The 21,801-nt window shown below is 41.8% G+C and carries 23 protein-coding genes and 1 riboswitch; of the genes, 5 read left to right on the forward strand and 18 right to left on the reverse strand.

The window, feature by feature from the left end; all coding sequences use genetic code 11:
- Positions 1–10: 10 nt before the first annotated feature.
- The 3 genes from glcT to papB form a co-directional block, all read right to left on the reverse strand.
- Complete coding sequence (gene glcT, locus AC0C66_RS12520) at positions 11–877, reverse strand: glucose PTS transporter transcription antiterminator GlcT (RefSeq protein WP_003218635.1); 867 nt, start codon at positions 875–877, stop codon at positions 11–13.
- 62 nt (positions 878–939) lie between these two features.
- Positions 940–1,905 (reverse strand): LacI family DNA-binding transcriptional regulator, encoded by a 966-nt coding sequence (locus AC0C66_RS12525; RefSeq protein ID WP_014113601.1) that lies wholly within the window; start codon positions 1,903–1,905, stop codon positions 940–942.
- A 281-nt stretch (positions 1,906–2,186) separates the two neighbouring features.
- Positions 2,187–3,281: a di/tri-peptidase gene (gene papB / locus AC0C66_RS12530; protein WP_088679429.1), complete on the reverse strand. Its 1,095-nt coding sequence runs from the start codon at positions 3,279–3,281 to the stop codon at positions 2,187–2,189.
- 162 nt (positions 3,282–3,443) lie between these two features.
- Between papB and AC0C66_RS12535 the strand changes: the two genes are divergently transcribed.
- Complete coding sequence (locus tag AC0C66_RS12535) at positions 3,444–3,647, forward strand: hypothetical protein (RefSeq protein ID WP_014113599.1); 204 nt, start codon at positions 3,444–3,446, stop codon at positions 3,645–3,647.
- 37 nt (positions 3,648–3,684) lie between these two features.
- On the opposite strand, the gene pfeT is transcribed toward AC0C66_RS12535, so the two are convergent.
- The 5 genes from pfeT to AC0C66_RS12560 form a co-directional block, all read right to left on the reverse strand.
- Positions 3,685–5,598: a metal-transporting ATPase PfeT gene (gene pfeT / locus AC0C66_RS12540; protein ID WP_088679430.1), complete on the reverse strand. Its 1,914-nt coding sequence runs from the start codon at positions 5,596–5,598 to the stop codon at positions 3,685–3,687.
- Positions 5,599–5,834: 236 nt separating this feature from the next.
- Positions 5,835–6,332 (reverse strand): endospore biogenesis thiol-disulfide oxidoreductase StoA, encoded by a 498-nt coding sequence (gene stoA, locus AC0C66_RS12545; RefSeq protein ID WP_079288750.1) that lies wholly within the window; start codon positions 6,330–6,332, stop codon positions 5,835–5,837.
- 50 nt (positions 6,333–6,382) lie between these two features.
- Positions 6,383–7,720, reverse strand: coding sequence for a sporulation protein YkvU (ykvU, locus tag AC0C66_RS12550; RefSeq protein WP_014113596.1), 1,338 nt, complete (start codon positions 7,718–7,720; stop codon positions 6,383–6,385).
- A 117-nt stretch (positions 7,721–7,837) separates the two neighbouring features.
- Complete coding sequence (locus tag AC0C66_RS12555) at positions 7,838–8,467, reverse strand: cell wall hydrolase (protein ID WP_061187361.1); 630 nt, start codon at positions 8,465–8,467, stop codon at positions 7,838–7,840.
- A 298-nt stretch (positions 8,468–8,765) separates the two neighbouring features.
- Positions 8,766–8,960 (reverse strand): hypothetical protein, encoded by a 195-nt coding sequence (locus tag AC0C66_RS12560; protein ID WP_088679432.1) that lies wholly within the window; start codon positions 8,958–8,960, stop codon positions 8,766–8,768.
- Positions 8,961–9,124: 164 nt separating this feature from the next.
- Between AC0C66_RS12560 and AC0C66_RS12565 the strand changes: the two genes are divergently transcribed.
- The gene (locus AC0C66_RS12565) at positions 9,125–9,310 is read left to right on the forward strand and encodes a YkvS family protein (protein ID WP_003232446.1); all 186 of its coding nucleotides are present in this window, start codon (positions 9,125–9,127) and stop codon (positions 9,308–9,310) included.
- 120 nt (positions 9,311–9,430) lie between these two features.
- Here AC0C66_RS12565 and AC0C66_RS12570 read toward each other — a convergent pair whose 3' ends face one another.
- From AC0C66_RS12570 to AC0C66_RS12610, 9 genes are all read right to left on the reverse strand, one after another.
- Positions 9,431–9,721 (reverse strand): DUF3219 family protein, encoded by a 291-nt coding sequence (locus AC0C66_RS12570; protein WP_072182864.1) that lies wholly within the window; start codon positions 9,719–9,721, stop codon positions 9,431–9,433.
- Positions 9,722–10,265: 544 nt separating this feature from the next.
- Positions 10,266–11,201 carry a glycosyl hydrolase family 18 protein gene (locus AC0C66_RS12575; RefSeq protein ID WP_072182863.1) on the reverse strand — a complete coding sequence of 312 codons (936 nt, stop codon included), beginning with the start codon at positions 11,199–11,201 and terminating at the stop codon, positions 10,266–10,268.
- Positions 11,202–11,291: 90 nt separating this feature from the next.
- Complete coding sequence (locus tag AC0C66_RS12580; protein ID WP_268393024.1) at positions 11,292–11,507, reverse strand: LysM peptidoglycan-binding domain-containing protein; 216 nt, start codon at positions 11,505–11,507, stop codon at positions 11,292–11,294.
- A gap of 15 nt (positions 11,508–11,522) precedes the next feature.
- The gene (gene ykvP / locus AC0C66_RS12585; protein ID WP_326228791.1) at positions 11,523–12,719 is read right to left on the reverse strand and encodes a spore protein YkvP; all 1,197 of its coding nucleotides are present in this window, start codon (positions 12,717–12,719) and stop codon (positions 11,523–11,525) included.
- Positions 12,720–13,111: 392 nt separating this feature from the next.
- The gene (gene queF / locus AC0C66_RS12590; protein ID WP_072182860.1) at positions 13,112–13,609 is read right to left on the reverse strand and encodes a preQ(1) synthase; all 498 of its coding nucleotides are present in this window, start codon (positions 13,607–13,609) and stop codon (positions 13,112–13,114) included.
- 17 nt (positions 13,610–13,626) lie between these two features.
- Positions 13,627–14,358, reverse strand: a complete 732-nt coding sequence (gene queE, locus AC0C66_RS12595) for a 7-carboxy-7-deazaguanine synthase QueE (protein WP_461845723.1) — start codon at positions 14,356–14,358, stop codon at positions 13,627–13,629.
- Positions 14,351–14,800 (reverse strand): 6-carboxytetrahydropterin synthase QueD, encoded by a 450-nt coding sequence (queD, locus tag AC0C66_RS12600; RefSeq protein ID WP_072182858.1) that lies wholly within the window; start codon positions 14,798–14,800, stop codon positions 14,351–14,353. The genes queE and queD overlap by 8 nt, the downstream gene beginning before the upstream one ends.
- Complete coding sequence (queC, locus tag AC0C66_RS12605; RefSeq protein WP_014113588.1) at positions 14,793–15,452, reverse strand: 7-cyano-7-deazaguanine synthase QueC; 660 nt, start codon at positions 15,450–15,452, stop codon at positions 14,793–14,795. Before queC ends, queD begins: the two co-directional genes overlap by 8 nt.
- Before the next feature lie 128 nt (positions 15,453–15,580).
- A riboswitch (PreQ1 riboswitch) is annotated at positions 15,581–15,625 on the reverse strand.
- A 141-nt stretch (positions 15,626–15,766) separates the two neighbouring features.
- On the reverse strand, positions 15,767–16,810 hold the full coding sequence (locus AC0C66_RS12610; protein ID WP_014113587.1) for a YkvI family membrane protein: 1,044 nt from the start codon (positions 16,808–16,810) through the stop codon (positions 15,767–15,769).
- 366 nt (positions 16,811–17,176) lie between these two features.
- On the opposite strand from AC0C66_RS12610, the gene clpE reads away from it, so the two are divergent.
- The 3 genes from clpE to motB all read left to right on the forward strand — a co-directional run bounded on the left by clpE (position 17,177) and on the right by motB (position 21,234).
- Positions 17,177–19,276, forward strand: coding sequence for an ATP-dependent protease ATP-binding subunit ClpE (clpE, locus tag AC0C66_RS12615; RefSeq protein ID WP_041520935.1), 2,100 nt, complete (start codon positions 17,177–17,179; stop codon positions 19,274–19,276).
- A 388-nt stretch (positions 19,277–19,664) separates the two neighbouring features.
- On the forward strand, positions 19,665–20,477 hold the full coding sequence (motA, locus tag AC0C66_RS12620) for a flagellar motor stator protein MotA (protein ID WP_003238984.1): 813 nt from the start codon (positions 19,665–19,667) through the stop codon (positions 20,475–20,477).
- Entirely contained in the window at positions 20,449–21,234 is a 786-nt protein-coding gene (motB, locus tag AC0C66_RS12625; protein WP_003218604.1) for a flagellar motor protein MotB, read from the forward strand. Before motA ends, motB begins: the two co-directional genes overlap by 29 nt.
- A gap of 38 nt (positions 21,235–21,272) precedes the next feature.
- Here motB and mhqR read toward each other — a convergent pair whose 3' ends face one another.
- Positions 21,273–21,710, reverse strand: coding sequence for a MarR family transcriptional regulator MhqR (gene mhqR / locus AC0C66_RS12630; protein ID WP_003232475.1), 438 nt, complete (start codon positions 21,708–21,710; stop codon positions 21,273–21,275).
- Between the last annotated feature and the right edge of the window lie 91 nt (positions 21,711–21,801).

A 21,801-nucleotide genomic window follows, 5' to 3' on the forward strand; every position in this document is an offset into this window, starting at 1 on the left:
TAAACTGAATTTATGAAATTTTATTGGTTAATCGGTACAGATGAAGCGTCAGGTAAACCGCTTCCGCCTCATGAACTGGTTTCTTCAATGTTTGCTGCAAGATTTTAATCAATTTCCAAGCTGTATTGTAGCATAGCGGATATTCATTTTTCAATAACAACATTAATTTTTCTGGTTCTTTAGTCGGTTCTTCTTTTTTGATTCTTTCTATTGTAAATCTGATATGCCGGATCAGCCGCAAATAGTTGACACTTTCCTTGTTTACTTTCATTTGAAACGAGTCTTCAATCACCTCAACAAGCTGTGCCATCAGCTGCGAATGCTGATTGACCTCGGACAGCGGACGGTTTGTCAGAGCTGAATGGATATGCAGAGCAATAAAGCCGATCTCCCCTTCCGGAAGGCAGATTCCCGCTTTTTCATTGATCATATCTATGACTTCTTTGGCGATTTGGTATTCTTCAGGATAAAGTGACTGAGTCTCCATTAAAAATGGATTTTTCATATCAAAGCCCTGCTGCTGCCTTTTGATCGCAAATGCGATATGGTCTGTCAGTGCAATGTGAATATGTTCATTTAATGAGTGGTTTGTCCTATTACTGATGTGATAGATGACATCGTTTGAAATATCAACGAGCTTTTCATCAACATAGTCAAGGAGCTTTTTAAACTGCTTTTGTTCCTTCTCGTCCTTTAAAATGAACATTTTATCGTAGCCTTTATCTTCAATGACATCATCTTGTTTTTTTCCGAAACCAATACCTTTTCCGATTAAAACGACTTCGCTGTATTTATGATGAGAAGCAATTAAGACGTTATTATTCAGTACCTTTTTCACTGTGAAGGACCCATTCACGATCCTCAGCTCCTTTGTCATTCAATACCTCATATCGTACATAACGAACGGAATGCACGTCAAACCTTTTTTCAACGCTTTCACTAAACAGTCGATCTTTCGATGAGACGGTAATCCAGAACCTTCCTTTCAATAGGCTGTCCCTGAATTCTTTTTTCCAGCATGGCAAACGCCTGCTTTCCCATTTCCTTTGTTTGAATATCGATCGTTGTGATACCAAGTGATTGGCTGATTTCATGGTTATCAACGCTTAAGATGGCAAGCTCATCCGGTACCGATACCCGCTGGGCCTTTGCTTCAAGTAAAAGCCCTGCTGAGACTTGATCATTGGCAACGAAAATAGCCGTCGGCTTTTCCTTCCACTTTTTCCACTTATGAAAAAGCGCTTTGCCATCATTAATTGTAATCGCTTTCTCAACCACCCAGTCTTCATGAAATGCCTCTCCGATCTCTTCCAATGCTTCTTTATAGGCTTTGATTCGAAAATGGCTGTTCATGCCTTTTTTTCTTGCCAAACAGATGGCTATTTTTTTATGCCCTTTGGCAATTAAATAGTCCAAGCCGTACCGGAATGCTTGTTGGTGAGGAATGCTGATGGTTGGAAAACGGCCGATATCTGAATTCTGGCAAAGCAATATCGGTCCCTCCCATTCCATGAGTTTCTCATCAGCAAGCGCCTTTGAGCAAAAAATTAACCCGTCAACCTGGCGCTGCTTTAATTGGGTCAGCGCAAAGATTTCTTTCTGTACATCATAATTTGTTTGGAATAAAGAGAGGTGAAACCCGGATTCCGCGGCTGCGTCGGCTATTCCTGCAATCAGCTCTGCAAAATAAGGCAGATTAATCGTCGGCAAGACAACGCCAATCATGTTTGAAAATCCTTTCGACAAATGCACGGCATGGATATTTCTCGTGTACTCCAATGCTTCCATTGCCTCAAGCACTCTATTTCTTTTGTCTTCACTGACATAAGGGTGATTGTTTATGACTCGGGAAACCGTTGTAACGGAGACACCGGCTTTTTCTGCAATGTCTTTAATATTAGCCATAGATTCCCTTCTTTCTAAATTCCCTTGATCTGGAATGCGTTTCATACAATATGATATGAACATACCAGACATATTTTGTATTTTTAGCTGAAAGGAGAAGATCATATGGGTTTCTTCATTTTAATTGGATTATGTCTGACTGTTCTTGGCGGCAGCTGTCTTGCAGTAAAACCTCTCAACCAAAAACATGAAATTAAACCCTTTCGAACATTTGATGATTTTTTTATTTAATGCAGATAAAAAAGGACGATGTCGAGAACAAAGTCCTTTTTTATTTCCAGTTACGGCAGTATGATTAATTCCTTTGGATATTGGGTCAGAGCTACCGCTCCGTCCTTTGTTACATGAACGTCATCCTCAATGCGCACGCCGCCAATCTCAGGCACATAAATCCCCGGTTCGATCGTGTAGACCATGCCTTCCTGCAGCAGTGTATCGTTGGCTGAACTCATTGATGGGTACTCATGGACAGAAATCCCGAGTCCGTGTCCCAGCCGGTGAGGAAAATACTCTCCGTACCCTGCTTTTTCAATGATTCCGCGGGCAGTTAAATCCAGATCTCCGATTCTGACACCTGGTTTGCTTGCTTCAATCGCGGCTTTTTCCGCTTGAAGCACGGTCTCATAAATCTCCTCTTGCTTCGGATTGATGGTCTTGTATGCAAACGTTCTTGTAATATCAGAGCAATAGCCGTCAAGAATAACACCGAGATCAAATAAAACAAAATCACCTTTCTTCAACGTGGCTGTACCCGGATTTCCATGAGGCTGGCCTGATTTTTCTCCAAACAAAACCATTGTGGAGAAAGACATGCCCTGAATTCCTTTTTTCTTCAGCTCATACTCGATTTGAGCGAGCACTTCCACTTCACTGATGCCTTCACGCAAAGCAGCTGTGCCGACTTCAACACCGTAATCAGCAAGCTTTGCCGCCTCTTTCAGCAAACGAATTTCATTGTCGTCTTTCATCAGGCGAAAATGATTGAGTGTTTCTTCTGCTGAAACAAATTGAGCCCCGCCCACTGAATGCTTCAGCTGTTCTGCGCGTGATAGTGAGATTGAATCCTTTTCTACCGCGAGTGTATGTATGCTGATATTTCGCTTTTTCAAGGCTTTCTCTATCAGCTCCCACGGATTTTCATGATCCGCATAACCAATGATTTCATGATTCCAGCCTGCGTTGCGGGCCTGGTTTGCTTCCATTCCAGGACAAACAAAGAAAGGCTCCTCTTCTTGGAAAATAAATAAACCCATTAATCTTTCATGCGGCTCTGTGTAAAAACCGGTTAAGTAAAAAACATTCTCTTTCGTATGAATAAATGCGGCAGTATGCCCCGCTTCCTTCAGCCATGAAGAGACGCGTTGTATTCTATTCACTTCTAGTTCCTCCCTGCCATTTGCAATGCTTTGTTCTGTCTTTCATTGTAACAGGTTTTACAGGTGTTTGCCTTCCGGCACCTTCGTTTTCGATCCATTTTATTTCCTGCCCCGCTTCCTGTATACTGACAGTAGAGTTCAAGCGTAGGGAGTTGTTCCGTTTTGCTGATGAATTTTTTCAGACGAAAAGCAGTTATGCTCTTAACGGTTTTGGGAATTTCCGCTCCTTTTATCGGTATGAAGATGGTCGATTTTTATTATTACAGCTCTATCATCGGCTGTGCAGCGGGGTGCCTATGCTGCATCCTCGCTCTCATCATGGTTACGAAAAGATCCGATAAAGACAAAAAAGAAGGAAAAGCTTGATACATAAAAAACCAGCAGCCCAATTGGACTGCTGTTTTTATTTTAGGAGTCTTAACCCGTTTAAGATCACCAAAATTGTACTTCCCTCATGACCGATCACGCCAAATGGCAATTCCATCACCTGCAAAAAGTTTGCACAAATCAGCAAGCAGATCACAGCTAGAGAAAATACGATATTTTGTTTGATAATCCTGTTCATTTTCCGTGACAAGCGGCACATGTTTACGAGCTTTTTCAAATCGTTTTTCATGAGTACCATATCAGCGGTCTCAAGAGCGACATCTGTTCCCCCGCCCATTGCAATGCCGACATCCGCCGCTTTGAGTGCCGGCGCATCATTGATTCCGTCACCGACCATTGCAATCGTTCCGAATTCTTCTTTTAACCGTTTGATTTCATTCACTTTTTGGTCAGGCAAGCATTCTGCAGCAACAGTTGTCATTCCGGCTTCCTTCGCTATCGCTTGAGCCGTGTCCTCATGATCTCCTGTCAGCATGGCCGTTTTAATGCCAAGTCGGTTCAATTCTTCCATAACCTCTTTTGCTTCGGGCCTGATTTGATCTTTCAGTGCGATACAGCCAGCTATTTGGTCATCCTTTTTCACAAATACAATCGTATGGCCGCTTTGAATGATATCTGATGCTGTTTGTTTTATAAATTGTGCTGCCATTTCCTCGCCGATAAAACCCGCCTTACCGATCTTCCATTTCGCGCCCGACACTTCTGCCATAACGCCAAACCCTGATGTTTCTTCTATAGATATGTAGCCGGACTGATTTACGCCTCGGCTTTCAGCGTACGTTGTTATTGCTTGAGCAAGCGGATGGCTTGATTGCGTTTCGATTGCATAGACGGCCTCAAGCACTTCCGCTTCACTGAATCCTTTTGCAATTCTAATCGTCTCAACGGCAGGCTGGCCTTTTGTTACAGTGCCCGTTTTATCAAAGGCGATCATTTGCACAGAGCCCAGCTGTTCAAGGAAGACGCTGCCTTTCACAAGCATACCGTTGCGGGCGCCATTTGAAATCAAGGACAAAGCTGCCGGCATAATAGAAGCGACAAGCGCACAAGGTGAAGCGACAACCATAAACACCATTGCGCGGTAGAAGGTTTCACTCCAGCTCCAGCCCAGCGCAAAGTGCGGCACGAATAACAAGAGCCCCACCACGATCAGCACACCTTTTACATAAGCATTTTCAAATCGCTCGATGAAAGCTTGTGCGGGCGAAACACTGCTTTGCGCAGATTCAACCAGTTTGATAATTTTTCTGAATAACGAATCTTCATTTGCTTTCGTGACACGGACGGTCAAGGAGCCGTTGCGATTCACAGTTCCCGTAAATACAGCGTCACCGGTGTTTTTTTCTACAGGCATTGATTCACCTGTTAATGCTGACTCATCAATGCTTGTTGAGCCCGATTCAATGATACCGTCTGCCGCTACACGTTCTCCGGGTTTGATCACAATCATATCACCGGCCTGCAAGTCCGATACCGGTACTCTTTTGGTTTCACCATTGACCATCAGCGTTGCTTCTTCAGGCTCAAGCTGCATTAAAGATGTTAAATCTCTGCTGCTTTTATTCATCGTGTATGTTTCTAAAGCTCCGCTTAAGGAAAAAATAAATATTAAAATAGCACCCTCCGCCCAGTATCCGATCAAGGCGGAACCAATTGCAGCGAAAATCATTAAAAGTTCTACATTCAGCGTTTTGGATTCGACCGTTTCTTCAATTCCTTCCTTTGCTTTAGCAAATCCGCCGATCACAAAAGCCAGCAAATAAAGTGTTATTGATAATACTTGATGTCCGGATAAGAGCCAGCCTGCCAAAATAAGAGCGCCTGACACGAGTGCTGCGATAAGCTCCGCATGCTGTGTCCAGTTTTTTTCTCTCTGCTCTGTTTTTAATGGCTCATGCGGATCGTGTTGAACGATAACTTGTTCATTCATATCAAATTCTCCTCTCTAATTGAGAACGCAAATCATCATCATTTCTCTTATAAAAACAAAATTGCCGCCCAAAAGGCAGCTTTATCGTCAGTTATTTCTTGATGTCTTCCTTTATTATAGCATGCGCAATGAGAATTTCAATTATAATTATTTTAATTTCTTCTTGATAATAATTATCATTAACATTCATCCAATTCTTCACTACATGAAAAAAGCTGAGAGTCTATGCTCTCAGCCTATTCTTCCGTCCATTCTTTCAGTTGTTCCGCCGTCATCGGGCCAATTTTTGTTTTTTCAATTTCTCCCTTTTCATTCAGCAAAAATGATGTTGGGATCGTGATGATATGATACTCCTTCATCAATTCTCCTTTTGAGTCAAGAACGATCGGAAACGTCAGCTTGTTTGCTTTAATAAAGTCTTCAACGGCTTGCTGATTTTGTTCTGAGTTCACTAAATTCACCGTTACCAGCTTTACGCCGTCGGATTGATGGGCATTATAAAACGATTGAAACTGGGGAAGCTCCTTTTTGCAGGGCGGACACCAAGATGTCCAAAAATGCAGGATGGTTTTTTGCCCTTTATGCGGGATCGAGATATCCTCCCCTTCTATCGTTTTCATAAGAAAAACAGCGGGAACTGCAGGCTGTTTATTCTCAGCGGCTGCCACATCAGGAAACCATGCAATCATCCCCAATAACATAAGGCATACAGTAAGCAAGCGCTTCGTCAACATGGAATCTTCCTTTCATGCTTTTCAATTAGCTTGCCCCTGCTTTTTCTTTATCATCCTTCAATTCGCGGCGTTCTGTTTCCTCCCGTAAGGAAAACAGATACCCGCAGCGCTTTGCAAATCTGTGTATAGTGAAGGCTCGTCAGCAAAATCATGCCGGTGTTCATCCCTAGGATAATCCCGAGCATTTGCAAATTCTCCATTGATCCCAGCACATACATCATACTTAGGGCCACGATATGGCTCCAGACATTGTGATAAAAAGCTTCTTTAACAAACCCCATCCCGATTAAGCACGCCTGCAGCGGCATGACAAACAGATGAAAGAGAAAGTAAGGCCACAACAGCTGCAAGTAATACTGCGCTTCGGGGGAGTGAAAAAACAAATGTGTGAGCGGTCCCGCAAACTGGAACATGATCCAGACGGCCGGTATGCCGTAGCCAAACGTAATGAAAATCGACTGCTTCAGTCTTTTTAATACGACGTCATATTGCGAAAGCGCATAAGCTTCCGAAATACTTGGTATCATGACAACCATTAACGAATGGGCAATAAAAGCAGGGAACGACCCTATCGTCACAGCCACACCGGCCAGCATTCCATATTGATCGATCGCCGCTGTCCCGGCAACGCCTGCAGCCAAAAGCGCTCCTTTTACTAAAAAGGGTTCAATCGCATTGACAACCGCATGAAAAATGCGCAGCCCTGTTGTAGGAATGGAAACGGCAAGCAGTCTTTTTCTTACATCCTTTCCGCGCAAATGAATGTGCTGCTGGCCGGATACCGCCCGCCTCGCCATGATAAATTGTGAATATAAATAAACAAGCACAACCACATCACTCACGACGAGGACAAACAAGGAAATCAGCACAGCCATATCCAATTCAAATGAATACCATTGAAAAAAGAGGAATAAGCACAAGAGCTGGATGATTTTTTTCAGCACATTGGCGATTGCGATCTTCCCCATTTTTTGTACACCCATAAAATAGCCCCTGGCGATTGAAGTAAAGGCGACAATAGGAATTAAGCCGATGACAATCCCTTTAATAAACGGGTGGTATGTATCAAATACCGGAATAAACGGAAGCGCAATACTGGCAGCAGCAGTAGAAAACGCTGTAAAAACGACCGTCATTCTGAATGCGTGCCTCAGCATGCTTTCATGAAGCTTAGGGTTTGATTCGGCAATGAATTTAGAAATTGAGATCGGCAGTTCCAGGCTTGCGATGACTATAATTAAAAAGATCGTGGGCAAAATACTCATGTAAAGCCCCATCCCGTGCTCGCCAAGCTCCCGCGCCAAAATCATATTCACGACAAATTCAAGGCATTCAGCGAAAAAGGCGGCAATGGATAAAAGAATGATCCCTTTCACAAATCGATTCATGATGTCTCTCCTTGTCTCTTGTACTACCAACATCATATGAGACAAGTTCAAAAATTATTTTATTTTTACTCTTTATATGTAAAAAAGCACAGCTGAGACAAATTGTCTCTTCTATGCTTAGATGGCAAAAACGTGCCTGCCGATTTTTTCTATGATTTTTCTTGAACGAATCCAATCATCTGACGCTGTTTTCGGATTATAAAAGAATATGGCATCTGTTTCTCTATTTTTTGAGGACAGCGCTTCTTCAGCAGCAGCAATCGATTCTTTATCAGGCTTTTGATTAATGCTTCCGTTTGCAACCGGTTCAAAGGCATTTTTCTGATAAATAACCCCTCTAATTGTATCAGGAAAACCTTTTTTCTCCGTTCTGTTCAGCACAACGCTTGCTACGGCGACCTTGCCTTTATAGGATTCTCCCTTAGCCTCTGCGTGAACGAGACGGGACAGCAGATCTTTTTCAGACTGTGTATATGTTTCTTTCTTTTCAGTTGTTTTGGCCGGCTTGTCTTTCTCTTTCTTTTCAGTGTGTGCTGATAGCTTGATCGGCTTTATTTTTTTCTGGTCCTTATCAGCAGACAGTGAAGGGAAAGATTCGTCTCTGTCTTGATCTATATGTGTAAGCCATTTCGCTTCTTCATGTTTTGTCTTCTTTGTGCTCAGTAGTGAAGCTTGTGTATGTTCTATTTTTGCTGCAGGCATGAAACAAAGAAGAAAAACAGCCAGAGCAGTGAATTTCGTCGTCATACAGTTTCCTCCTTAAAGTGCTCAAAAAAACACTTCATAACCTTAACAAGAGATCCATTCATTTTCACGGAAAAAGATTTTCCAACTCTCCCAAGGAGGCATCAGGATGGAATATACCGGATGACAGGCTGGTTAATGGAAGAAAAACAGCTTGAAATTCTATAAATCTTGTCAATTCAAAACATGTTTATCCATTTTTGGCGTTTTACATTTTGTTTACATCTGTTACAACTGAGTGTAATAAAGAGCCTGTATTCTGTCATATATGATAAAAAGGCTTCTCACGTATGAGAAACCTTCAGCTTCTTGGCTGTTCTAAGTATTGAAATATAACATCTCCGCCTTGCTGGGCAATTCCTCGGAAATGTTTAAAATCATCTTGTTTAGATAACACAGCCCTGAAATCCAGGAAATGCTCTTTCTGGACTCTCAGTTCGTTTATTGCGCCGGCGCGCAGCTGTTCAATCATTTCTGTAATCTCTTCGGGACGCAACGAAAATTCCCCCTTTTCTTTCTTTTGACGAAAATCAATATACCATCTTTATAACGTCAGGACAATTCATTAGGGAGATAAAACTCCTTATCGCTTTACTTCTCAATGAAAATACTGCAAAATACTTTCAAAAGGCATTATTATGTTTAAAGGAGAGGAAGCTTGTGAAAATCGCTAAGGTTGGAAACGTCATTGAATTTAAAAACGGATTAACCGGTGTTGTTGAAAAAGTAAATGAGAATTCTGTAATCGTTGATGTCACGATTATGGATAACTATCGGGATCTTGAGTTAGATTCATTGACAGTTGTTAATCATAAAAATTATAAGATCATCAGAGACTCCTATTAAACCTCCTCATTTCCACATTCATTCGCAAAAACTGCAAGACGGACAATTAAACACCTTACATATGAAATTCGCTTTCTCAAAAGCTGCCGGCCGGCAGCTTTTTTACATCAAAAACACCGATTATGAATCGGCGTTTTGGTCTGTTTCCGTTATTTCTATATAGAACTCGCTGACAGACCCTGCTTCATACAGGTTGGTCAATGACGTTGAATAATTTGTAATTTCCCCCCGGAAGGCAAGATTTCGTTCCGGAACCTCGACGTTAAACGTTTTTTCATACAACAGGACAGCGATATCATGGTAAGTCTCGCTCGTAACGTTTAGGGTAAATTTAATTTTACGCTTCGGCTCGCTCTCCTCTTGATATGCAGCCATTTCTAATGTTACATCGTTTAATCGCAATGTCTTCACTTCATTTCACTCCTTTATAGTTCATGCATCTTAGCATACCTTAGCGAACGTTTACAATGAATCTGTTCTGACCTATTATGTTAACCAATTCTTTAGAAAAGACACCTTTACAAACATACGTTCGATCAACTATAATAAAACAGACGAGCTGCCATCCAGCATCCCGTCTTTTCATTAGAAAGCGGCGAGTGGAATCCCCCCCGAATTCACTCGTCTTTTTTTATGTAAAAAATCCCCTTCATTTTTCAGGAGAAATTATATTAATGATTATCAACAAGTCATGATCCATCATGCGGTACTCAGCATCTTCTCTTACTTTGTTCCAGGCTTTCCGTCATTTGTGTACGGATCACGGATCAATTTGCCCTATACTTCAATGCAGCGGGTCCATTAATTCAATCAAGTTGTTCATGGGACAAGGGCCTTTGGAATTCAACCCTTGTCCTCACTGTTTTACCTGTACCCGTAATAAATGCTTTTCAGTATGTCCAAGATTTAGAGATTCATTACAATTATCTTGGATTTTGCTTAGAACTATAAATCCTTATATATTTTTAAACACTTTATTCCAAACTGACGAATCCTCTTGTCCAAGACTCCAGCTGCCAAGGCCTTTCAGATTATATTTTTGAACGAGTTTTATTTTTGCTCTGAGTGACTGTTCATTTTCAAACCATAATGTATATGTTCCTGAAGGTAATGGACCCTTCTTGTCGTGATTGATCGTAAACACCGCTTTTGGAGATTGACTCTTTGTGTCAAAAATAATTGTCCCGTTATGTCTTTTTACTAATGAGTCAACAAGGTAAAGGGGAATGGCTTGGGAATTAGATTCGCCATTCATCCAGCAGCGGCCATAGAATGGCAATCCTAACACTAGTTTTTGAGGGGAGATTTTTTGGGTTAGAGCATATTGAATGGACCTTTCCATCCATCCTACACTTGCAGTAGGCCCAGCAAGGCGGCTTTCATCATAGGCCATAACCATAAGATAGTCTGCATATTTTGCTAAATTTTCGTAATCATATGATCCGTGCCAGCCCTTCGTCCAGCCAAAAGGATTTGCCGCCACTGCAACTGATACCTCTTTATGTCCAGGAATACTTTTTCTTACCAGTCTAACAAAATCCGTAAATGCCTTCCGATCTTTTTCTGTAAGGTTTTCTATATCGATATTAACTCCGTCCAAATCCAGTTCTTCTATTGCATGAGAAATTTGTTTAGCCAAAAGCACTCGGTTCTTTAATGCATATCGTCCCAAATCCTGATTCCAATGATTGCTTAGAAAAGGAACTACTTTTAATTTTCTTCTATGAAGAGTTTTAATCACATCGGGATCAGCTGAACGGAGAAGTAATGATCCATCTTTTCTGATATAGAAAAAATCAGGAGACACGACATTTAATACTCCGTTCGTTTGATCAACGTGTTGAATAAAATCGCTACTTAATCCAGAATAGAAATAGCTCATTTGAAACATCTCATAACCCCTTCATCCCCAAAAATATCAAGTTCCCAACAAATAAAAAAATGAAGACTGATCATTTCAATTTGTTTCGTTTCTCAAAGATTATCTTTCTCTTATCTTTATAATTTGTCCTGGATAAATTCTATCTGAAGAAATTTTATTAAGATTCATAAGTTGTTGTACCGGAATATTAAAGGATTTGGAAATCGTCCATAATGTATCGCCAGATTCCACATGATAAACTTCATATGTTACGGGAAATTCCATATAACGAGGCGTTCTTTTTACTTTATTCGCTTGATTTCTTTTTCCCTTCATTCATATGACTCTCCTTTAGAAAAATTTGTTTACATCTCTAGACCGTTTCTCTCTAATCTTAATAATTTGTCCAGCATATATTTGATCCGATTTGAAATGATTAAGCTCCATGATCTGCTGAAGGGAAACATTATACTTCCTTGCAATTTTTGATAATGTTTCACCGGGAGTAACATGATGAATCTCGTATTTTTCTTTGAGGACATCTACATAATGAATGGTTTCCCCTACGTTTCTTAAGATTCCTCTGCTTTTTAGCACCTCAATCATTTTCTCAGCTCTATGCCGATAGGAATCTTTCTTTACAGCCTTTTTACCGTTTATCCGAATCTTTTTTCTCTCGCTATCATGATTCAAATAGTATTTAACCTTTTCCAATGTTTCTTTTGGGGAGGAAGAAACGATGAGATCGCGACCAGGTTTGAATTTACCTCGAACTGCTGGTGTATCCGATGTCAATAAAAACCCCCCGGAACCAAGAATTTCATAGGTGCGTTGCGTAAGTTGGCTTTCACAGTTTTGCAATCCGATAATGATTTTTGCTGAACTGTAAACTTTATACGCTTCAGTATAATCAAGGTATCCATGGATCCAATTGCGGGGAATTTCTCTTCCTATATATTTACTCATGTTTTCCCAATTTCTCCCCCAAAAATCAATGCGAATACCCTTTCGTATAAGAGGACGAATAAGTGTTTTTAAAGAGGACGAACGGAACACTTCCGGATGTTCTTCAAGAAAATTAGGGTAAGCATTAGCTACCACTGCTATATCACAACTGTATTTTGCTAATGGTTTAATCTGGTGATGTATACTTTCGTGATAGGCAAAGTCTAAGTGGGCTGCTTTAATCCCCATACTTTCATAAGTTTTACACAGAGAAGGCGTAACCGTGAAAACAAAATCCGGTTTCATCTTTTTAATTAACGGGATGGTAAAGTTTTGAGTGTGCAGTGGGTCTTCAGTTGCCCAATAAACAAGGGGGATATTCACCTTTTTAGTTGCGTTGCGAATCCAGATTTGCTTTTCCCTTGAATGCTCTGGTGTCCATCCCATAGATACTATTAGATCTGGTTTAAATTCGTCTATCATTTCAGTGATATTTTCCCGACTTACAGGACCCGAAATCATTACGGTATGTCCTGCTTCCCTAAACCCATTCGGTAAACCATAGAGCCACATGGGATGACTCTCGAGGAAAAGAATTTTCACACATTTTCGCCCTCTCTTTCACCTTTTAATGTCTACTTTATTGGTATGTATAAGTAAAATAATTTGTCGCGGTACCAGTCTATAAAAAATGTTCAAGTGCGAGATAACGTGATAGCTTCCTGCAAAATGAAATTGTAAGAGAATGAAAATGAATCGTTTCTCTCGCCAGCACAGAAAAAGCAAGCGATTTACAAAACACTTTTTCTTTGATTTGACTAGCCTTCTGACGTAGTTAATAGTTTATTTTTGTGCATAAAAAGAAAAAGACGTACACATTTGTACGCCTTAAATAACTTCTGAACGATCAATTTTTCATTGCATAAAAGTCACACGTTCCCCCATAAAATGAACCATTTTCAAGTGTGACCTTACCTAATTTTGTTGACTTCTCATTAACGATTATCAATCGTCTCCGGATACAAGTCATGGTTCATCATACGGTATTCGGCCATTTTCTCATACTTCGTGCCCGGTTTTCCGTAATTTGTGTACGGGTCAATGGAAATTCCGCCTCTTGGCGTGAATTTGCCCCATACTTCAATGTAGCGCGGGTTCATTAATTCGATCAAGTCATTCATGATGATGTTCATGCAGTCTTCGTGGAAGTCACCATGGTTTCTGAAGCTGAACAGATACAGCTTTAATGATTTGCTTTCAACCATTTTTTCATCAGGAATGTAGCTGATGTAGATTGTTGCAAAGTCAGGCTGTCCTGTTTTCGGGCATAAAGATGTGAACTCAGGACAGTTGAATTTTACAAAGTAATCACGGTTTACATGTTTATTCGGGAAGGATTCCAGCACGTCTGGCGCATATTCAAACAAATAATTTGTTCCTTGGTTGCCAAGCAGTGTGACACCTTCTAATTCTGATTCTTTTCTTGTCGTCATATTTATCTTCCTTTCTATTATACTCCGCGTTTGTTGCCCCATAACAGGGTGTGGAGCTGCGGAAGCACTCTGACCAGATTCAGCTCCGCGTCGACAGCTACCTTATCAACAAGCGCTTCATATTTTCCAAGCAAATGTGCAATCAGTGACTGATCATCTGTCGTATGCACATCATCATTACCGACTTGTAAATAAAACGGGATTCCCGGGTAACGTTTGTGCACCGTTTTGGCAAACTCCAGATCTTCATCATTAAAAATGACTACCTTCAAGCTGCAAGCATGCTGTCTGTTATTCTCTTTAAGCGAAGTCAAAATGTGATCAAGCTTTTGAAAGTTTGTCACCATTTTTGAGCTTGGCGGTTTTGGAGAAATTGTCAGATCATCAATCAGCGTAAACCAATCCTGATAAACGGTCCCCTGGGTTTCGAGCGCTGCACGGATGTTATTTTTCTTCAGCAGTTCGATAAAAGCATCCAGCTGCTTTAACAGGGCCGGGTTGCCGCCTGAGATCGTCACGTGGGAAAACGCGTCTCCGCCAATGTCCTTAAGCTCTGCAATAATCTCCTCAGCCGTCATCCAGCGAATATCTTTTTTAGCAGACCCATCCCAAGTGAAGGCGGAGTCACACCAGCTGCAGGAATAGTCACAGCCGGCTGTACGGACAAACATCGTTTTCTGTCCGATCACCATGCCTTCTCCTTGAATCGTCGGGCCGAATATTTCTAATACAGGAATTCCTTTAGCCATTCAAACCACCCTTTTTCGGACGGTAGACACAGTAACTTGTCGGTGTTTCACGGACAAACACCTGTACACAGCTCGGCTTATTCTCCAATGTGTCTAAATAAGCCTGTACGTTGTCATAAATCGTTTTCGCCACGACTTCAGTTGTCGGCAGCGAATACCGGTCGTCCTGAGAAAAATCTTCATGATCATTTAAAAGCGTATGATCATAGTTTCCGTGCACCAGTTTTTTGAGCACGCTGAAATTGACAAGGAAGCCGGAGTCGTCAAGTTCGTCACCGGCAACGGTTATATTTACGGTATACGTGTGCCCGTGAACCCTGCTGCACGCTCCAGCACTTTCCCTAGGGATAAAATGAGCAGCTGAAATGTGCATGTCCTTATTCAGTTCAAATGAATAAGGATGCTGGGCCTGCGGATAAATTTGAGATAACAATTTATGCACGCTCTCCTTTCATCGCCATATACTCTTCATACCCTTTTGAACGAAGGTGGCATGCCGGACATTCGCCGCAGCCGTCTGCGATGATGCCGTTATAACACGTCAGCGTGTTGTTTTTTACAAAATCAAGCGCGTCAAGCTCATCTGCAAGCTTCCACGTTTCTGCCTTATTCAGCCACATGAGAGGCGTATGAATCACAAACGGCTTCTCCATCGCCAAGTTTACTGTTACATTGCAAGATTTCACGAATTCATCACGGCAGTCAGGATAACCGCTGAAGTCTGTCTCGCAAACTCCTGTAATAATGTGGCGCGCGCCAATTTGGTATGCAAGGATAGACGCAAAAGATAAGAATACCAAATTGCGGCCCGGAACAAATGTGGATGGCAGTTCGCCGTCTTTTACTTCTATATCAATATCATTTCTTGTCAGAGCATTCGGTGCAAGCTGATTTAAAAGTGACATATCGAGCAAATGGTTTTTCACACCAAGCTTTTCTGCAATGGATTTTGCCACTTCAATTTCCTGCGAATGACGCTGATTGTAATGAAAAGTCACCGTTTCGACTTCTTCGAATTCCTTTAGAGCCCACAGTAAGCATGTGGTGCTGTCTTGACCGCCGCTAAATACGACAATTGCTTTTTCTTTTTTCATGATTCCTCTCCTTCTCCGCAATAAAAACTTTCGGCGAGAGACATCGCTACAGCTGATTTACACAAAAAAACACCTTTTCGGAAGGTGCTCTAGAAAAACATAAAAAAGGCCGTATCCAAGGATACAGCTCGTCCTTAGTTTTTTATAGAGGGTGTAGCTAGAACCTCTCCCGCATATCGTACGGATTTTCTTCAATTTTTCACTTCTGCTATCTTACCATAATGTTGTTTTTCTTGACAATAAAAAAAGTCAGCCCCTAGCTTTCCGTTCAAGCATCGTTCTGCAATGACGGCTCGCTTCATTATATATGTATGTTACAAACTGCGCCGCCGGGGAGACTTTTTGCAAATCAGGGCGCCTATGAAGGCCAAACTCACATAGCCAAACAAAGGATAAATCGTTGAAATCAGCTTTCCGTATCCAATTTGGCTCGTGATATAAGCCGTAATCATAATGGCTGCAAAGATATATTTGCTTTTCATTGGCAGAAAGCTCTGCACTTGTTTTTCCAACCCATATAGATTGCCGATAACTGATGTGAACACTTCACCGAAAATAATGAGCAAATAAATCAAATGGACAGATCGCGCAAAGAGATAAACCACTTGAGCCATCGGTATATCATACAAAAATACATCCGGGAGTGTCGACAATGACAGAAAACTCGCGGACAGCACAATCGTCAGCATCGTGCCTCCAACTAAAGCGCCTTTTTTTATTACTTTTTCCGATGGCATTTCATTCGCCAGTGGAACCAAAACCGCTTGGGCAAGCGATAAATTCAAAGCGCCGTAAGAAACCGCTGACAACAGCCAGTCCCAGCGATGTGGCCAGACCCACTGAGCTGCGTTCCGCGACTCGCTGAAAATAAAAGAGTCGGCCACCACAATCATAGAAAAGATGATCAAAAGAGGAACAACAAACACATTGACACCGAAAATGCCTTTTACCCCTTTAGTCATCACAATTAAGCTCAATCCAATTGTAATCAGCATCCCAATCTGAGCAGACATCCCCAGCTGCTCCTCAAAAAGCGCCCCTGCCCCAGAAAGCATAACAGATGTGACACCGAGGAGAACAAACAGCATAAACACATTGATAATCCGCCCAGCTGTCGCACCGAACAAAAATATATTCATTTCTTGATATGACTTGGCATTGATTCGCTTTGAAATGATCATCAGCTTGGCCCCCAAAAACGTAAACATCCCGCCGCTGATGATAATACCGAATAAACCGAACCAGCCGAACTTCAGAAAAAACTCAACAATTTCCCTGCCAGTCGCAAATCCAGCTCCGACTACTGTACCGACATACACAAAAGCAAGCTGACTTGCAGACCCTTTTGATTGTTCCATTTCTCCCCTCCGAACGAACCGCAGTTTTGTCCATATATGCCTTTTTATAACCTATGAGACAAGTTCCTTGAAAAGACGAAGAAAACATGTTTTACTGTGTAAACAAATCAAAAATTTTTTACGCAAAAGACTTGAAAGTCAAAGATGGTCAGAGTATACTATTAATCAAAGTTGGTCAAATGAACCGGCCTTTTTTAAAAACCAATTGGTCAAAGTTAGTCAAATAGTCAGACTGCTCTGAGCAAATTGTTTTGAAAGCCGTTAAGTTTGCCGTATACTAATAGTCAAAGAAGGTCAAATCCAAACGGCCTTTTTATTCACATTCATTGGTCAAAGAAGATCAAATTTTTAAGGAGGTTTTGGCAAATGCGTTGTCAACATTGTCATCAAAACGAGGCGACGATTCGCCTTAACATGCAAATAAATTCCGTTCATAAACATATGGTTCTATGTGAAACCTGCTATAACGAACTGACTCGTAAACCCTCAATGAGCATGGGTCCTCACTCTTTCGGTTTTCCGTTTGAACAAGCATTCCAGCCGAAAGAACATAGCGCAGCAAAACAAAGCGAGAAAAAAGGATTGCTTGATGAGCTGGCTCAAAATATTACAAACGGTGCAAAGGCAGGTCTCATTGACCCCGTCATCGGCCGTGATGAAGAAGTGGCGCGCGTGATCGAAATTCTGAACCGCCGCAACAAAAACAATCCAGTTCTCATTGGTGAGCCGGGTGTAGGGAAAACCGCCATCGCCGAAGGACTTGCTTTAAAAATTGCTGAAGGTGATGTTCCAAACAAACTGAAAAACAAAGAGCTTTACTTGCTTGATGTTGCATCCCTTGTTGCAAACACAGGAATCAGAGGCCAATTTGAAGAGAGAATGAAACAGCTGATCACTGAGCTGAAAGAACGAAAAAATGTCATTCTGTTCATTGATGAAATTCATCTTCTCGTTGGCGCAGGCTCTGCTGAAGGATCAATGGACGCTGGCAACATTCTTAAACCTGCACTTGCCAGAGGCGAACTGCAAGTCATCGGTGCGACAACACTGAAAGAATACCGTCAAATCGAAAAAGATGCCGCGCTGGAAAGACGTTTTCAGCCTGTTATGGTGCAGGAGCCTTCAATTGAACAGGCCATCCTCATTCTGCAAGGGATCAAAGACAAATACGAAGCATATCATGGCGTGACATTCAGTGATGAAGCAATCAAAGCATGTGTGACTTTATCATCCCGCTACATTCAGGACAGACACCTGCCGGATAAAGCAATTGACTTATTAGATGAAGCAGGTTCAAAAGCCAATCTGTTAATTGATGAGCTGAATGACGAAGATGCGGCTGAACGCTTAACTGCGATTGAAGCCGAAAAAACAAAAGCCTTGGAAGAAGAAAATTACGAACTGGCGGCAAAACTCCGTGATGAAGAAATTGCATTAGAGAAAAAGCTGAACAGCTCTTCTGCTCATTCCGCTGTCACTGTGAAAGCTGAGCACATTCAGGATATCATTGAACAAAAAACAGGCATCCCTGTCGGCAAACTGCAGGCAGATGAACAAACAAAAATGAAAGAGCTTGAAGCAAAACTTCGTGAACGCGTGATCGGACAAGAAGCCGCTGTTCAAAAAGTGGCAAAAGCGGTAAGACGAAGCCGCGCCGGATTAAAATCCAAAAACAGACCAGTAGGCTCCTTCCTCTTTGTCGGCCCTACTGGCGTAGGGAAAACAGAACTTTCTAAAACGCTGGCAGATGAATTATTCGGCACAAAAGACGCTATGATCCGACTCGATATGAGCGAATACATGGAGAAACATGCCGTTTCTAAAATCATCGGTTCACCGCCTGGATATGTCGGCCATGAGGAAGCTGGGCAATTAACAGAAAAAGTGCGCCGCAATCCATACAGCATCGTGTTGCTCGATGAGATTGAGAAAGCACACCCTGACGTTCAGCATATGTTCCTGCAAATTATGGAGGACGGCCGTCTGACAGACAGCCAAGGCAGAACCGTAAGCTTTAAAGACACTGTGATTATCATGACAAGCAACGCGGGTGCTGGTGAGAAACAAACGAAAGTCGGTTTCCAATCAGATGACAGTGTAATCGAAGAACAAACATTGATTGATTCACTGAGCATGTTCTTTAAACCTGAGTTCCTCAACCGTTTTGACAGCATTATTGAGTTCCGCTCACTGGAAAAAGAACATTTGGTCAAAATCGTCAGCCTGCTGCTTGGAGAACTTGAAGAAACATTGTCAGAACGCGGCATCAGCTTGAGTGTGACAGACGAAGCGAAAGAAATAATCGCTGAGCTGGGCTACCACCCTTCATTCGGCGCACGTCCGCTCAGAAGAACCATCCAAGAATGGATTGAGGATAAAATGACCGATCTGCTGCTTGACAATAGCGAGATCACAAGTTTTCACGTCATTGCAGAAGATCATACAATCAAAGTGCAAGCGAAATAATAATCAGCGGTTTCCTATTTAGGAAGCCGCTTTTTTGCGGATTCATACTCTTTACTGAGAAAATACCGTTCCTTCCCCCGAAGCGTTACTTCCCTTCATCCTTTACACTTTTCTTAAGGAGGGATGGAACATGTTTATATACAGTGAATATTTATTTCTATTATTATATGAAAACCGTCTGAAGGACAGCTTGCAAACAAACTGCCAAATTCAATACCGCTAAACTCTCGGGCTTTTCAATTTCGAAAGGCCCGTTTTTGTTTATTTCTCCCTTCTATGCCTCTTCCTTGAATATTTCATGAACAAATTCACAATGTCCCTAAAGTTCCGGGCACCAAAACCGATATTAACCATAGACAAGCTAGTAAAAAAGGATTTGGTGAAAACTATGGATAAAACTTCGTTAATAGGTATTATTCTTGCTTTTGTGGCATTGAGTGTGGGGATGGTTCTGAAAGGCGTCAGTTTCAGTGCGCTTGCAAACCCAGCTGCCATTTTAATTATTATCGCCGGGACAATCTCAGCAGTCGTTATTGCGTTCCCAACAAAAGAAATTAAAAAAGTGCCTGCGCTGTTCCGAGTGTTATTTAAAGAAAACAAACAGCTGACGATAGAGGAGCTCATTCCTATGTTCTCTGAATGGGCCCAGCTTGCACGCCGCGAAGGCCTGCTTGCTTTAGAAGCAAGCATTGAGGATGTAGATGACGCTTTCCTGAAAAACGGGCTCAGCATGGCTGTTGACGGGCAAAGTGCGGAATTTATCAGAGATATCATGACAGAGGAAGTCGAAGCGATGGAGGACAGGCACCAAGCCGGAGCCGCTATTTTTACACAGGCGGGAACGTACGCGCCGACACTTGGAGTACTAGGCGCTGTAATCGGACTGATTGCCGCCCTCTCTCATATGGACAACACAGATGAGCTTGGACACGCTATCAGTGCAGCCTTTGTCGCCACCCTTCTCGGTATCTTTACGGGATATGTATTATGGCATCCTTTCGCAAATAAATTAAAACGCAAATCAAAACAAGAAGTAAAACTGCGTGAGGTCATGATTGAAGGTGTTTTATCCGTTTTAGAAGGACAGGCACCGAAAGTCATCGAACAAAAGCTTTTAATGTATCTTCCTGCGAAGGACCGCTTGAAATTTGCAGAACAAGGAGAGGCGCAAAATGGCGAGAAAAAAGAAGAAGAAGCATGAGGACGAACACGTTGATGAATCATGGCTCGTCCCTTACGCCGACATCCTTACTCTTCTCCTGGCATTATTTATTGTGCTGTACGCGAGCAGCTCGATTGACGCAGCTAAGTTTCAGATGCTTTCAAAATCATTTAATGAAGTCTTTACAGGTGGCACCGGCGTAATGGACTACTCCAGTGTCACCCCTCCAGAAAACGAGTCAGACGGAATCGATGAAGTTGAAAAGGATAAAGAAGAGAAAGAGAAAAACAAGAAAGAAAAAGAAAAAGCCGCTGATCAAAAAGAACTTGAAAATGTGAAGAGCCAGGTGGAAAAGTTCATCAAAGATAAAAAGCTGGAACATCAGCTGGAAACGAAGATGACTAGTGAAGGCCTTCTGATTACGATTAAAGACAGTATCTTCTTTGATTCTGGGAAAGCGACCATCCGTAAGGAAGATGTTCCGCTTGCAAAAGAGATTTCAAATCTTCTTGTGATTAATCCGCCAAGAAATATCATTATTAGCGGACATACTGATAATATGCCAATTAAAAATTCTGAATTCCAATCAAACTGGCATTTAAGCGTCATGAGAGCGGTAAACTTTATGGGGCTACTGATTGAAAACCCTAAGCTCGATGCAAAAGTATTCAGTGCCAAGGGGTATGGTGAGTATAAACCGGTTGCTTCCAACAAAACAGCGGAAGGCCGAAGCAAAAACCGGCGTGTTGAAGTTCTCATCTTGCCGAGAGGCGCAGCGGAAACAAATGAAAAATAGTTAAAAAGGAAGCCTGTGACATATCAGGCTTCCTTTTTTTACTTATTATGAAACTGTTTTGCGTTTAATCCTACTCTTTTTAACATTTCCGTGCACATCTCTACCTCTTCTTCGCTTAATACGCTGATCATTTCATCAATTTCAGCAGCGTGATCAGGAAAAATATCATTCAAAAGACCGATGCCTTTTTCAGTAATTTGTGCAAATGTCACACGTCTGTCTGTAGGAGACGCTTTCCGAATGAGGAGTTCTTTTTGTTCCAGCTTATCTACAACGTATGTGATGCTCCCGCTAGCCAAGAGAATTTTATCTCCTATCTGCTGCAGCGGCTGATCGCCTTTATGGTACAACAGCTCTAGCACAGCAAATTCAGTCGGGTTTAGTCCATGCTTATGAATATGCTTATTCATATGATCGTTAATGGACCGATACGCGCGCGACAGCACGATAAATAACTTCAGTGATTTTTCTGTCATGTCTCAATCATCCTTTTAGAAACCGTTACAGAGAAACATTAATAAACAAAGACCGAAATGTCAATAAAAATCTTTCCAATATTTCTCTTCT

It is taken from the genome of Bacillus sp. VA13, from assembly GCF_055710085.1.